Here is a 12,720-nt window from a genome sequence, read left to right as displayed (position 1 = left end):
GATTATGCATAATTACTTCCCCCTCCTTGAAACCTGTTCATTTTAGGTTCAAGATTGTCGGGTTTTAATAGATGTATTACTCCAGATCAGAGATTGATGAGGAACCGAATGGCAAACCAAGCGTATCAAATGGCTTTAGTCACACAAGATAGTTTAGATAGCTATATCCGCTCAGCGAACAGCTACCCTATGCTGACTCCTGAAGAGGAACGTGGACTTGCAGAGCGATTACATTACAAAGGTGAGATCGACGCTGCGAAAGGCTTGATCCTTTCCCACCTAAGATTCGTGGTGCACGTTGCAAGAGGCTACTCTGGCTACGGGCTACCAATGGCTGATCTCGTCCAAGAAGGTAACATTGGCTTGATGAAGGCTGTTAAGCGCTTCAATCCAGAAGTTGGTGTTCGTCTCGTCTCGTTTGCTGTTCACTGGATCAAAGCTGAAATCCATGAATACGTTCTACGTAACTGGCGTATCGTTAAAATTGCGACCACTAAGGCACAACGTAAACTGTTCTTTAACCTTCGTAAGTCTAAAAAGCGTTTAGGTTGGTTCAATAACGGTGAAGTTGAGACGGTTGCTCGTGAACTGGGTGTTGAGCCTTCAGAAGTTCGTGAGATGGAATCTCGCTTAGCGGCACAAGATGCGACGTTTGAAGCGCCTATGGACGATGACGATGGCGGTTCTGCTTACACTGCTCCAGTTTACTACCTAGAAGACAAAGCGTCAGACGTTGCTGAGACGGTTGAAGCGGCTAACTGGGAGTCACACACCAATAATCGCCTAGGGCTAGCACTAGCAAGCTTAGACGAGCGTAGCCAACACATTGTTCGCTCACGTTGGTTAGACGACAACAAGGCAACACTGCAAGACTTAGCGGATACCTACAGTATCTCTGCTGAGCGTGTTCGCCAGTTAGAAAAGAATGCGATGAAGAAATTGAAACAAGCCGTTGGTGATTTCTAATAGCATCTAGTTTCTATTAGCTTCTACCTTCTAATAGTAGAGCTAACAAATAGCTGAATTTTGAAAAGGCCGAGATCGAGAGATCTCGGCCTTTTTGTTTTGGATCGATTTCTCAACTTTTGCGATCGAAATTTGCAAAATGATTTTGTGGATAACTCTGTGAGAAGTTTATTCGCCAGCTGTCTAAAAGCAGGGTGTAGTAAGGCTTTGACGGGTTTTTTCGAGTGGGGATATGTTTCAGTTAACCCACAGTTAGATCAGGATCATTACTACATATTGTGGATCTATTTTTGAAAAGGCACTTTATTCACGCAATTCACAGATTTATCCACAAATGGTGTAAAAGTGATCGCTGGTGGATAACCTTATTAAGTGGATGTGAATGTTAGCCTTGGGATAGGTTACAATGGCAGCAAAGTAAATCAGTATAAAAAGAGAAAGTCATGGACCAGTTTAAACATATCGATGTTAAAGGCGCTCAAGCGCTCATCGAACAAGGCGAAGCTCGACTTGTCGATATACGTGACCCGCAATCTTTTGCGGTTGCTCACTCACAAACAGCTTACCACCTGACTAACGATACAATGGTGTCGTTCATGGATGAGGTTGAGTTCGAACAACCTATCTTGGTGATGTGCTACCACGGTATTAGTAGCCAAGGTGCAGCACAATATTTAGTGAACCAAGGCTTTGAAGAGGTATATAGTGTAGACGGCGGTTTCGAAGCTTGGCACCGTGCTGAACTTCCTGTGATTGCTGGTTAATTACCTTTATCGCTTCAAGCATCTCTCATAGTATGAATAGGAAGTAACAATGATTAGATTGATGGTGTTAGACAATCCACGTCTTGCTCAAGCATTTATTGATTATATGGCGTCTCGTCAGATCCCTATTCAGATGTCTCCTGAGGGAGAAGGGCGTTTTGCTCTTTGGCTTATTGATGGTCAATTTCAGGTGGAAACTGAAGCTGAGCTCAACCGCTTTTTGTCGGAACCCAATCATAAGCGTTATCAAGCGGCGTCTTGGGATATGGCAGAGACTAGAAAGAGCAACTTTCATTATCACACGCCAAGCTTCATGGGCATGATAAAAGCCAAAGCTGGCCCAGTGACACTGAGTATCATGTTGGTGTGTGTGGTGATTTTTGCTTTGCAGCAGATAGGGTTCGGGCAAGCGATTTTTAACGCATTGCATTTCCCTGCGGTTGATGGGCAGCAATGGCAATTGTGGCGCTGGCTCAGTCATGCTGTTTTGCATTTCTCAGTTATGCACATCGCATTTAATATCTTGTGGTGGTGGCAACTGGGTGGAGATATTGAGAAAAAGTTAGGCGGTCTTAAGTTACTACAAATATTTGCTGTCTCTTCTGCGCTTTCAGGTGCTGGGCAGTATTGGGTTGAGGGGGCGAACTTCGGTGGTTTGTCTGGTGTTGTGTATGCCTTGGTTGGTTACTTATGGGTTGTCGGTGCGAAGGCGCCGCAACTTGGTTTAGGTATCCCGAGACAGATTGTCGGCTTTATGTTGGTGTGGTTGGTACTTGGGTACATGCAGCCATTTATGGCTATCGCCAATACTGCGCATTTAGCTGGCCTAGCCGCTGGTGTGATTATTGGCTTTATCGATGCGATGAAAGCACCAAGCTCGGCAAGAAGCTAACTCATCTCTTCTCGTGAGTAGGCAAACGATAGAGATAAAAAAGCGGCCAGATGAGCCGCTTTTTTATTGGGATTCGTTTTACATCATTACTGATAAAGGTATTTGGTAAACAGTAAGTCAGCAATCAGGGTTTTACCTGTCTCTGGAAGCAAAATCTTGTTGAGGTGCTCAACTAAGGATTTTCTTAAGTCTTCACGGCCGGATAGAGACTTAATGGTTTCTTCGTTTTGTTTGCCAAGTAATTCAATCACTGCATCACGAATCAGTGGTTGGTGATGCTCAATAGCGGCCAAGTCATTACTATTTGCCACCATGATGTCGAGGCGAACCTGAATGTAGCCCAGTTTTTTACCTTTAGTGTAAAAATTGGTGGTCAGGTCTGGCTCTAGCGTGAAGTAGGCGAGTTTAGCTGCCGACTCCTCTTCAGCGAAACTTGATGCTGAAAAGAGTAGGGTAATCGCAAGAAATATTTGGGCTACATAACGTTTGTGCATATTTGTGACTTTTCTTTAGTTTATTCGCGATATTCGAAACGCATTAGTCTTGTTACAATGAGCGGTCTAAATCTAAATACGTTTACAATTCGAAGAACGCTTTAATTTTGTTCGAAAGTTGAAGCTTTATTGTACGTGTAAAGTCACCTATTGAATACTAGTATGAATCAGCCAATATCGCTGTATCTTAATTCGTTAATGAATGTAGATTGGCAAAGTACAGAAACATTTGATTTTCCTAATGAAACCACCAAAGAGTGGCTGATGGAGCAAGGCTCTCTTTCCCGCAAGTTGGGCAAGAGCTGTCAGCACCTATCTGTTGAGTTGCTTCATAATCAAGTTGTAGAACGCTCAAGGCTACAACAAGACGAGGAAGATCTTTTATCATCGTTTGATTGCTTATTGCGTAAAGTGATTTTAAAGGGTGATGGCGAACCGTGGGTGTTAGGTCGAACCTTGATTCCCCGAATTACGCTAGAAGATCAGCATTCCGACCTTTCTCAACAAGGTAATGTCCCGCTTGGATTAACCGTTTTCAGTGCTGAGAACGTGGAGCGAGATGCGCTGAAAGTCGGTTGGGTTATCGCAGGCGATGAGCGATTACTCGCACGTCGTTCTCGATTATGGATGAACCATAAACCGATGCTTGTGGCTGAACTGTTTTTACCAACATCACCCATTTACTCTAAGGAGAGTGTGTAAATGCTTGCCACCAAAGCGAAGGCGTATTGGCAATTAACGCGAATGAATCGCCCGATTGGTACCCTGTTACTCCTTTGGCCGACCTTGTGGTCACTGATTATCGCCGCACAAGGTATGCCTGATTTTGATGTCTTGGTTGTTTTCGTACTCGGCGTGGTGTTGATGCGCTCAGCTGGCTGTGTGATCAATGACTTTGCTGACCGTAAAGTCGATGGTCATGTTAAACGTACCAAGCAGCGTCCATTACCTTCAGGTTTGGTCTCCAGTAAGGAAGCGATTCTACTCTTTTTAGTACTAGCCGTGGTGTCATTTTTGCTGGTACTCACCATGAATCCACTGACCATTAAGCTCTCATTTATTGGTGTGGGTCTGGCGTTCATTTATCCTTTCATGAAGCGCTTTACCCATCTTCCACAGTTGTTTCTCGGCTTAGCGTTTAGTTGGGCGATACCAATGGCTTGGGCGGCACAAACGAATGAATTACCAAGTATTGTGTGGTTTATCTTCGTGATTAATGCGTTGTGGACGATTGCTTACGACACACAATATGCGATGGTTGACCGAGATGACGACCTGAAGATTGGTATTAAATCGACGGCGATTTTATTTGGTCGCTTCGATAAGCTGATTGTGGGCTCTTTGCAACTCGTCACCCTAGCGATGCTGATTGCGTTAGGCATGCATTACCAACTAGGTGATACCTTCTATTGGGCATTATTGGTAGCAGGAAGCTTGTTTGTGTATCAACAACACCTGATGCGCCACCGTGATCGAGACCTTTGTTTCCAAGCCTTTCTCAATAACAATTATGTTGGAATGGCAGTGACCGTGGGTTTGTTTATTACCTTCTGGTAAGCATCAGCTTTTCGAGTTAACGAATGCTAAAGAAAAAGGCACCCATTGGGTGCCTTTTTTGATCGCGTTTGGTCTCGCTATTCAAGAGACCCAAGCTGAGATTACTCTGCTTGGTGGATACTCTCTTGAATCGTCAAACGTACTTCAGGGTAAAGCATTGAGTAGAGAAGCTTAGCGAATTGCTGAGTCTTTTCTAAATCACAGTTACCATCGTTATCCAGATATTGCTGCTGTTTCAGAGTGGCGAACATCGACGCAAACACGCCTTTATCGAAGAACTCTGGTGCATTGATACCTTGTAGGCGACCAAGTCGCTGTGCGATGTCTTGGCTCTTCTGTTCAAGATCGGATTTATCCAGATCAGGATTCTCTGCCAACAGGTTCAAAGCAATAGAGTAGCGTTGTAGCGTTTCTGAAATCGTACGACCTAACAGCATCAGTGCTTGGCTGTTTGATTGGTTGATGGTGACTTCGTTATCAGAAACCACAAGCATACCTTGGTTAACCAGCTCTTCAATGATGTTAGAAACCACGTCTTCAAGCTTGTCTTCGTCGTAGCTTAGGAACAGCTCTTTCTTCAAGAACGGGTAGATAGCAGCAACGTTCTCTTGGATCGCGTCAATCGATAAACCGCGCTGACGAATGGTCATCTGTGCAATTAGCGATGGTAGAGCAAACAAGTGAATGATGTTGTTTCGGTAGTAGGTCATCAGAATTGACTGGTGACGGTCTAGCGAAATGATGTCGCCCATTGAGTCTGATTCAATCAAGAACTTGTTCAGTGATTCAGCATGTTTTACCAAATCTTCAGCGCTGTCTTTTGGCACAGTGAACGTTGCTGAATATGGAACGTTCTTAAGCAGAGACAGGTAGCAATTGATCTGAGAAACCAAAGAGTCACGAGACAATGCGCGCTGTCTTGAGGCCAATAGCGCGGTTGCACAAAGGGTCAATGCGTTGGTCGCCGCGGCATCGTTAATGTGCGTCATCATTTTGGTCGCCAGGTCATTAACCACTGGATTCATCCATTGTGGTTTACTGGTGCCCATTGGGTCGATGTCTTTGGTCCACTCAGGTGAGTGTTCATTCAGGTATTGGTTCAGTTGAATCGGCTCACCGAAGTTCACGTAGCCTTTACCAAAGTTACGCAGCTTACGAATGGTACGAATCACTAAGCTCGCGTTTTCTTTCTCTTTACGCTTGCCACGAAGTTCTTTTGCGTAAGTCGCTACTTCCATCACGTGCTCGTAGCCGATGTACACAGGAACCAAAGTCACCGGACGGTTCATGCCGCGCAGCATTGCTTGGATTGTCATCGCTAGCATGCCTGTTTTCGCCTGTAATAAACGACCTGTACGAGAGCGACCACCTTCACTGAAGTACTCTACTGAGTAACCTTTAGCGAATAATTCCGCTAGGTATTCACGGAAAATTGTCGAGTACAGCTTGTTACCTTTAAAGCTACGACGAATAAAGAACGCACCGCCATGACGGAAAATCGGACCTGCAGGGAAGAAGTTCAGATTGATACCCGCAGCGATATGCGGAGGCACCATGCCTTCGTGGTAAAGCACATAAGAAAGCAGCAAGTAGTCCATGTGGCTACGGTGGCAAGGCACATAAACAATTTCGTGACCATCTTGAGCCAACTTACGAACCGTTGAAGCGTTGCTGATATGCAGGCCTTGGTACAGCTTATTCCACAACCAGCCAAGAATCTTCTCACCACGCTTGATCAGCGAGTAAGAGAAGTTTGCAGCAATCTCGTCCATGATGTCTTGGGCTTCTTTACTCGCTTTCTCGATCGAGATGTTCTTTGCTTGTGCTTCGTCTTCAATTGCTTTCTTGATCGCTTCTGATTTGAGTAGGCGATCAAACAGCGCTTGGCGGCTTGGAAGGTTAGGGCCTGATGCAGCAAGTTTTTGGCGAGAGAAGTGGATACGCGCTACACGCGCCAGTTTGTGCGCGATGGTGCTGTCGGTACCGTGTGAGTTTGCCATGTAGCGAAGAGATACCACAGGACTAAAGCGAACTAGACAGTCACGACCTGCGAGCAATACCGCTTTTGATTTTTCTAAGCCATTCATTGCTTGTAGGTAAGGTTTCTGGTTAGTCTCTTTACCTGGTTTACGTCCCCAAAGCACAGTGGCAGGGATAACTTGAACATCGAGCTCAGAGTCTTCAGCATGCAGTGAAAGCAACTCAGAGAACACTTCAATTGAAGAGCTTGGTACATAATCATCGTCTTGAAGCAGAGTTTTGCGAGAAGAGATAAAAACGTAGCGTTGCAGTGATTTGCCGTTGATTTCAAGCTTGCTTAATGGATCAGGTAGACCTAATTCAAGTGCATGTTTTTGCAATGTAAGAATGTCGACACTTGAGCGAAACGGTAAGGCGTATACAATCGGTTTGCTCAAATCAATGTTCAAATCCTCAACAGGGTTTGAAGGAATTGATGTGCCCTTTACCAATACGGATAAAGGTAGCTTCATTAATGAACGTGAAAAAGATTGTCCAGAAGACATATAGGTTCACTGCCTCAATAGTTATTTCAATGTGCTGAAGCGTATCTCTATTTCTCTGATAAAAAGGATAAATCCTATGAATGAAATAGGGATAAGCCTAGGCGTAAATTTAATCGATGCAAGAATACCAGAAACTGGTCTAACCTTTTAATGGAAATAGTCATATTGCCGTTAAGTTTGTGGAAAATCATTCATCGACTGATTGAGTATAGAGTTAAAAATGACCAAAAAATCAAACACCGGATTCAAACGCATCATAAAAGCAGCAGGCTTTTCATGGCAAGGCCTCACAAGTTCGTTTAAAAGCGAGGCTGCATTTCGGCAAGAAGTGTTCATGGCAGCAATACTGATTCCGTTGGCATTCTATTTGGACGTAAGCCAAGTTGAGCGAATCTTGATGATCTCAGCTGTTGTGTTAGTGATGGTTGTCGAGTTAATCAATACCGCGATTGAAGCAGTTGTTGATCGAATCGGTAGTGAGCATCATGAGCTTTCTGGGATGGCGAAAGATGTCGGCTCGGCGGCTGTTCTCATCTGTCTAATACTAGCGGGTTACGTGTGGCTAGAGATCCTATTTTTGTGATTCTTGAAAAATGAACTAAAAACAACCAATTGCTTTGCTTTTGTTCAGTTACTGGATATACTCACAGTCAACTGTATAAAAAGACAGGTGAATCATGAAGCCGTTAACGCCGCGCCAACAACAAGTTTTTGATCTTATCAAAAGTAAGATTGACGATTTCGGTATGCCACCGACACGTGCAGAAATTGCACGAGAACTAGGCTTCCGCTCTGCTAATGCTGCAGAAGAACATTTAAAAGCTCTTGCTCGTAAAGAAGCGATAGAGATTATCCCGGGTGCGTCTCGTGGTATTCGTATTTTGCTTGAAGATGCAGCAAACGAAGAGCAAGGTTTACCATTAATCGGTCAGGTTGCCGCTGGTGAGCCTATTCTGGCTCAAGAACATGTAGAAATGCATTACCAAGTAGACCCAGGTATGTTTAAACCTCAGGCTGACTTCTTACTTCGTGTAAATGGCGAAAGTATGAAAAACATCGGTATTATGGATGGTGATCTACTGGCTGTTCATAAAACACAAGACGTACGCGACGGTCAGGTTGTCGTGGCTCGTGTCGATGATGATGTAACGGTAAAACGCCTAGAACGTAAAGGTTCAACGGTGCTCTTACACGCTGAAAATGAAGAATTTTCTCCAATCCATGTCGATCTAGAATCTCAACACTTGTCTATTGAAGGGCTGGCTGTTGGTATTATCCGGAACACAGACTGGATGTAATCTGTACAAACAGCTTATTGATATTTATTCTCAATAACTTGTTATTGTAATTGATATTCATTATCATCTTCTTTGTCGAGATACAAGGAAGATGATGATGCCGAATCCAACCAAACCTCAAATAAAGCCGCTTATTCCTAAGCCGCGCTCTTCTGTTCAAAATGCTCCTTTTGATCAAGGGTCTGCACATCAGGAATTCCAAGTTCCGACGGATCTCGTTCAACACCTTTGGTTTCGCAGCCGAGAAAGCCTTGCCGATGACGGCCTAGTCTATGACCCTATCGCAGCACAAGCCTGCAAGCGTTGCCAACTCGCACCTGAATGTCTTACTGGCGAGCTCGATCAGCAACAACTTCTCTACGCAACACTGACTCAACTTTGTGACTCTCAAGTTCAACAATTTCTGTCTCACAACCCAGATGCCTGGATCATCAATGTTGGGGCAGGGCTCGACACCCGTTTCTACCGTTTGGATAATGGACGCTGCCATTGGGTTGAGCTCGATGTGACGGAAAACCTAGTGTGGCGCCAACGCCTGTTCCACAAAAATGAACGCTATCGTTTGGAGTGTGGCTCTGTTGATGAACTAACTTGGTTGGATGAACTTAACATTCCAGAACAAGCCTCAGTGATGGTGGTGTGTGAACATGCTCTGCTGGATTGCAATGAACAACAGACCGCGCACTTTATTCAGTCTCTCAGTCGTTATTTTACTCATGCACACGCGTGTTTAGTGTTAGCTGGAGATAAAAGCTCTAGTGCTCTTGGGCAAAAGCTTGGTTCAGGAAAGTATGCTCACGGGTTATCTTCACCAATAGACAGTGTTCTCAATTGGTTGCCATGGGCTCAATGGGTTAAGTCATTTTCACCATTAGAACAGCAATGTAATCGTTGGAAGTTGTGGCAGCGACTTCTTTGTAAAATCTCTCAGGTCAAAAAGCGCTTAACGCCGCAGTTAGTACTCGTTAAGTGGTAATCTTAGCGATTCTGCATTTCGAGTAACTGAGTACACAATCGGTATAAGTAAAATTCCACAACATAGTGAAAGCCCACCCACTAGGTTAAACTATCGCCTCTAAACTAAGAGGTGATCGTGAAGCTATTTAACCCCCAAATTATTTTTCAAACGCTATCCAATCAGGCGATGCACAAAAAAGTGCTGTTGCTCGCGATCCCGATGGTTCTCTCTAATATTACTGTTCCACTGCTGGGCTTAGTCGATGCGGCGGTTATCGGCCACTTAGAGCATTCTTGGTATTTAGGTGGTGTGGCGCTGGGCGGCACAATGATCAGCGTGACCTTTTGGTTGCTTGGTTTTCTGCGTATGTCGACAACAGGGCTAGCCGCACAATCTTATGGTGCGAATGATGGTAAGCAACTTGGCCTAGTTTTTGTGCAAGGCGTGACCATGGCTTTAGGGTTTGCAGGTGCCTTTTTGCTTTTACACAGTCTAGTCGCCGATTTAGTTTTCTCATTGAGCAGCGCCAGTGATCAAGTTAAGCACTATGGTCAGCAATACTTCTCAATCCGAGCTTGGAGTGCGCCTGCTGCGCTGACTAATTTTGTGATTCTAGGTTGGCTGCTCGGGACTCAAAATGCCAAAGCGCCAATGTGGATGGTGATAATCACCAATGTCACTAATATCGTTTTGGATATCGTTTTTGTTATCGGTTTAGGGTGGCAAGTGGAAGGTGCAGCATTGGCATCTGTAATGGCTGATTATGCCGGTCTAACATTTGGCTTGATTTGTGTTTACCGAATCTGGGCGAAGAAGCAGTTACCATCGCCATGGGATCTGCTTAAGAAAACCAGCCATGGTTTGAGTCGTTTCGTGAAACTGAATCGCGATATCTTTCTTCGTTCATTGTGCCTACAAGCGACTTTCACTTTCATGACCTTCCAAGGTGCAAGCTTTGGCGATGATGTTGTTGCGGCCAATGCAGTGTTGATGAGTTTTTTGATGATCATCTCTTATGGGATGGATGGTTTTGCCTATGCAATGGAAGCCATGGTCGGTAAGGCGATAGGTGCGAAAGACCAAGATGAACTGAACCAGTCATTGATTGGTACTTTCTTCTGGAGCTTCAATATTTGTTTGGTACTGACCATAGTATTCGCAATTGCTGGCTCGAGCTTAATTAATATGATCACTACAATCCCAGACGTGAAGAGCCAAGCCGAGGTGTATTTACCGTGGTTAATCGCAATGCCATTGGTGTCTATGTGGTGCTTCTTGTTGGATGGTATTTTTGTTGGGGCCACTAAAGGCAAGGATATGCGCAATAGTATGTTTGTTGCGACCTGCAGTTTCTTCGCGATTTTCTACTTAGCATCAGGTTTAGAGAACCATGCACTGTGGCTAGCGATGCTGAGCTTTATGGCAATGCGCGGGGTTGGCTTGGGTGTGTTGTTTGTTTCTCAGTGGAAGAAGGGTGAGTTTCTCGCTTAGCTCTTGGGACTCTGTTTATGGAAGGGTAAATGAGGTTGTACAGGTAAAGAGGTATTTAGAATATCATGATCTAATTGCTACTAATGCCCTATTATTCAATGTCTTAAATAAAAACAGCAAGCGCGCGGCTTGCTGTTTATGTATTTGGCCTATGGGTAGTCAAATACTCCTATCGGTTCTTTATCTAGAACAAACGGTTAAGACCGTTGAGTGCTGCAACACGATAAGCTTCTGCCATGGTTGGGTAGTTAAAGGTCGTATTCACAAAGTACTCGATGGTATTTGCTTCACCTTTTTGTTCCATAATCGCTTGTCCGATATGAATGATTTCAGCTGCACGCTCACCAAACACGTGGATACCTAAAATCTCTTTGGTTTCGCGATGGAACAGAATCTTCAAGCTACCAATATCTTTCCCCGCAATTTGAGCGCGAGCTAGGTGCTTGAATGAAGAACGTCCTACTTCATACGGTACTTTTGCAGCGGTAAGTTCTTGTTCTGTTTTACCTACAGAGCTGATCTCAGGGATGGTGTAGATACCTGTTGGAATGTCTTCAATTAGGTGACCTTCTGCTTCGCCTTTGACAATTGCTTGGGCAACAAATCGACCTTGGTCATAAGCCGCGCTTGCTAGGCTAGGGTAGCCTATGACATCACCTACCGCGTAAACGTGATCAACGCTAGTTTGGTAGTTGGTATTCACTGATACCTGACCTCGAGAGTCCGCTTCTAAGCCAACAGCACTAAGGTTAAGTTTGTCGGTATTACCCGTTCGGCCATTGGCATAGAGCAGGCAGTCAGCACGCATCTTTTTACCTGACTCTAGGTGGATGATCACGCCATCATCAGTCCCTTCAATTTTCTCAAAGGTTTCATCGTTGCGAATCACGACACCGCTGTTCCAGAAGTGATAAGAAAGTGCATCTGAGGTTTCATTGTCTAGGAATGACAACAAGCGGTCACGAGTATTGATAAGATCGGTTTTTACACCCAAACCGCGGAAAATCGACGCATATTCACAACCAATAACGCCAGCACCATAGATGATGATGTGTTGCGGGTCGTGTTTAAGAGAAAGAATCGAGTCGCTGTCGTAGATTCGTTCGTGTAGGAAGTCGACGTTGTCTGGCTGGTAAGGACGTGAACCTGTTGCGATAACAAACTTGTCTGCACTGTAATGTTCTTCAGTACCATCGCTTTGTAATACAGAGATAGTGTTGGTATCGATAAAACGAGCAGTACCAAATACCAGTGTGCATTGGTTGCGATCGTAGAAACCTTGGCGCAGTCGAGTTTGCTTATCGATGACTGATTTAGCATGACCCAGTATGTTGGAGAAAGTTGAGTGAATGCTTTTGTTGTTTTGACAAAACAGCGGGTTGCTGTTGAATTCAATAATACGACTCACGGCATGACGCAGTGCTTTTGAAGGAATGGTTCCCCAGTGAGTACAACCACCACCAACGCTGCTCTCTTTTTCAATGATTGCAACGTTCAACCCGGCTTTGGTTAATCCCATCGCTGCCCCTTCGCCTCCGGGGCCACTACCAATTACGATTACATCAAAGTGGTTGGAGTGTGGCATAGATATCTTCCTTGTTATATTTGATTAACATTGCTTTAGCGAGATTTTAACTGATTCTGTTCTTGGGTACATGAAAAGGGCATCAGAGAGTCGGTGGGATCACGCAGTGTTATCGAAAAAATAATATTTGGTATGTCGTATGTCTCCAAATGACAGTGTGGAGATTGAAATTTTTTCTGCGAACGTATTT

At 44.5% G+C, this 12,720-nt stretch carries 12 protein-coding genes; 9 read left to right on the top strand and 3 right to left on the bottom strand.

The annotated features are described in order from the left end of the window. Window positions 1-108 precede the first annotated feature (108 nt). From rpoH to glpG, 3 genes are all read left to right on the top strand, one after another. Window positions 109-966: an RNA polymerase sigma factor RpoH gene (gene rpoH, locus AC3CH3_RS14775; protein ID WP_017055518.1), complete on the top strand. Its 858-nt coding sequence runs from the start codon at window positions 109-111 to the stop codon at window positions 964-966. A gap of 443 nt (window positions 967-1,409) precedes the next feature. Continuing rightward, window positions 1,410-1,730 (top strand): thiosulfate sulfurtransferase GlpE, encoded by a 321-nt coding sequence (gene glpE, locus AC3CH3_RS14770; RefSeq protein WP_488537396.1) that lies wholly within the window; start codon window positions 1,410-1,412, stop codon window positions 1,728-1,730. Window positions 1,731-1,779: 49 nt separating this feature from the next. Further along, window positions 1,780-2,622 carry a rhomboid family intramembrane serine protease GlpG gene (glpG, locus tag AC3CH3_RS14765; protein ID WP_146489780.1) on the top strand — a complete coding sequence of 281 codons (843 nt, stop codon included), beginning with the start codon at window positions 1,780-1,782 and terminating at the stop codon, window positions 2,620-2,622. A gap of 86 nt (window positions 2,623-2,708) precedes the next feature. Here the strand turns inward: glpG and AC3CH3_RS14760 are convergent, their stop codons facing one another. Further along, window positions 2,709-3,116 (bottom strand): flagellar basal body-associated protein FliL, encoded by a 408-nt coding sequence (locus AC3CH3_RS14760; protein WP_048610748.1) that lies wholly within the window; start codon window positions 3,114-3,116, stop codon window positions 2,709-2,711. 162 nt (window positions 3,117-3,278) lie between these two features. On the opposite strand from AC3CH3_RS14760, the gene AC3CH3_RS14755 reads away from it, so the two are divergent. Continuing rightward, window positions 3,279-3,818 (top strand): chorismate lyase, encoded by a 540-nt coding sequence (locus AC3CH3_RS14755; protein WP_198928590.1) that lies wholly within the window; start codon window positions 3,279-3,281, stop codon window positions 3,816-3,818. Beyond that, window positions 3,819-4,673, top strand: coding sequence for a 4-hydroxybenzoate octaprenyltransferase (gene ubiA, locus AC3CH3_RS14750; protein ID WP_048658874.1), 855 nt, complete (start codon window positions 3,819-3,821; stop codon window positions 4,671-4,673). A gap of 101 nt (window positions 4,674-4,774) precedes the next feature. On the opposite strand, the gene plsB is transcribed toward ubiA, so the two are convergent. Next, the gene (gene plsB, locus AC3CH3_RS14745; protein ID WP_488537395.1) at window positions 4,775-7,198 is read right to left on the bottom strand and encodes a glycerol-3-phosphate 1-O-acyltransferase PlsB; all 2,424 of its coding nucleotides are present in this window, start codon (window positions 7,196-7,198) and stop codon (window positions 4,775-4,777) included. A 220-nt stretch (window positions 7,199-7,418) separates the two neighbouring features. Here plsB and AC3CH3_RS14740 point away from each other — a divergent pair, with 220 nt between their 5' ends. From AC3CH3_RS14740 to dinF, 4 genes are all read left to right on the top strand, one after another. Then, complete coding sequence (locus tag AC3CH3_RS14740) at window positions 7,419-7,781, top strand: diacylglycerol kinase (RefSeq protein WP_010438699.1); 363 nt, start codon at window positions 7,419-7,421, stop codon at window positions 7,779-7,781. Window positions 7,782-7,875: 94 nt separating this feature from the next. Continuing rightward, window positions 7,876-8,496 (top strand): transcriptional repressor LexA, encoded by a 621-nt coding sequence (lexA, locus tag AC3CH3_RS14735; protein ID WP_022570862.1) that lies wholly within the window; start codon window positions 7,876-7,878, stop codon window positions 8,494-8,496. Window positions 8,497-8,593: 97 nt separating this feature from the next. Continuing rightward, entirely contained in the window at window positions 8,594-9,472 is an 879-nt protein-coding gene (locus tag AC3CH3_RS14730; protein WP_488537394.1) for a class I SAM-dependent methyltransferase, read from the top strand. Window positions 9,473-9,589: 117 nt separating this feature from the next. Beyond that, window positions 9,590-10,945 carry an MATE family efflux transporter DinF gene (gene dinF, locus AC3CH3_RS14725; protein ID WP_488537393.1) on the top strand — a complete coding sequence of 452 codons (1,356 nt, stop codon included), beginning with the start codon at window positions 9,590-9,592 and terminating at the stop codon, window positions 10,943-10,945. Window positions 10,946-11,129: 184 nt separating this feature from the next. Here the strand turns inward: dinF and sthA are convergent, their stop codons facing one another. Continuing rightward, window positions 11,130-12,530: a Si-specific NAD(P)(+) transhydrogenase gene (gene sthA / locus AC3CH3_RS14720; RefSeq protein WP_488537392.1), complete on the bottom strand. Its 1,401-nt coding sequence runs from the start codon at window positions 12,528-12,530 to the stop codon at window positions 11,130-11,132. Between the last annotated feature and the right edge of the window lie 190 nt (window positions 12,531-12,720).

The organism is Vibrio sp. QJM3NY_35 (assembly GCF_057785915.1).
The sequence above is the reverse complement of the archived record's forward strand: the minus strand, read 5'-3'. Positions and strand labels throughout refer to the sequence as shown.

Coding starts and splice junctions, on each gene's coding strand:
- rpoH (WP_017055518.1), top strand. CDS start 109: ATGGCAAACCAAGCGTATCAAATGGCTTTAGTCACACAAGATAGTTTA.
- glpE (WP_488537396.1), top strand. CDS start 1,410: ATGGACCAGTTTAAACATATCGATGTTAAAGGCGCTCAAGCGCTCATC.
- sthA (WP_488537392.1), bottom strand. CDS start 12,530: ATGCCACACTCCAACCACTTTGATGTAATCGTAATTGGTAGTGGCCCC.
- AC3CH3_RS14740 (WP_010438699.1), top strand. CDS start 7,419: ATGACCAAAAAATCAAACACCGGATTCAAACGCATCATAAAAGCAGCA.
- AC3CH3_RS14755 (WP_198928590.1), top strand. CDS start 3,279: ATGAATCAGCCAATATCGCTGTATCTTAATTCGTTAATGAATGTAGAT.
- plsB (WP_488537395.1), bottom strand. CDS start 7,198: ATGTCTTCTGGACAATCTTTTTCACGTTCATTAATGAAGCTACCTTTA.
- AC3CH3_RS14760 (WP_048610748.1), bottom strand. CDS start 3,116: ATGCACAAACGTTATGTAGCCCAAATATTTCTTGCGATTACCCTACTC.
- AC3CH3_RS14730 (WP_488537394.1), top strand. CDS start 8,594: ATGCCGAATCCAACCAAACCTCAAATAAAGCCGCTTATTCCTAAGCCG.
- ubiA (WP_048658874.1), top strand. CDS start 3,819: ATGCTTGCCACCAAAGCGAAGGCGTATTGGCAATTAACGCGAATGAAT.
- lexA (WP_022570862.1), top strand. CDS start 7,876: ATGAAGCCGTTAACGCCGCGCCAACAACAAGTTTTTGATCTTATCAAA.
- glpG (WP_146489780.1), top strand. CDS start 1,780: ATGATTAGATTGATGGTGTTAGACAATCCACGTCTTGCTCAAGCATTT.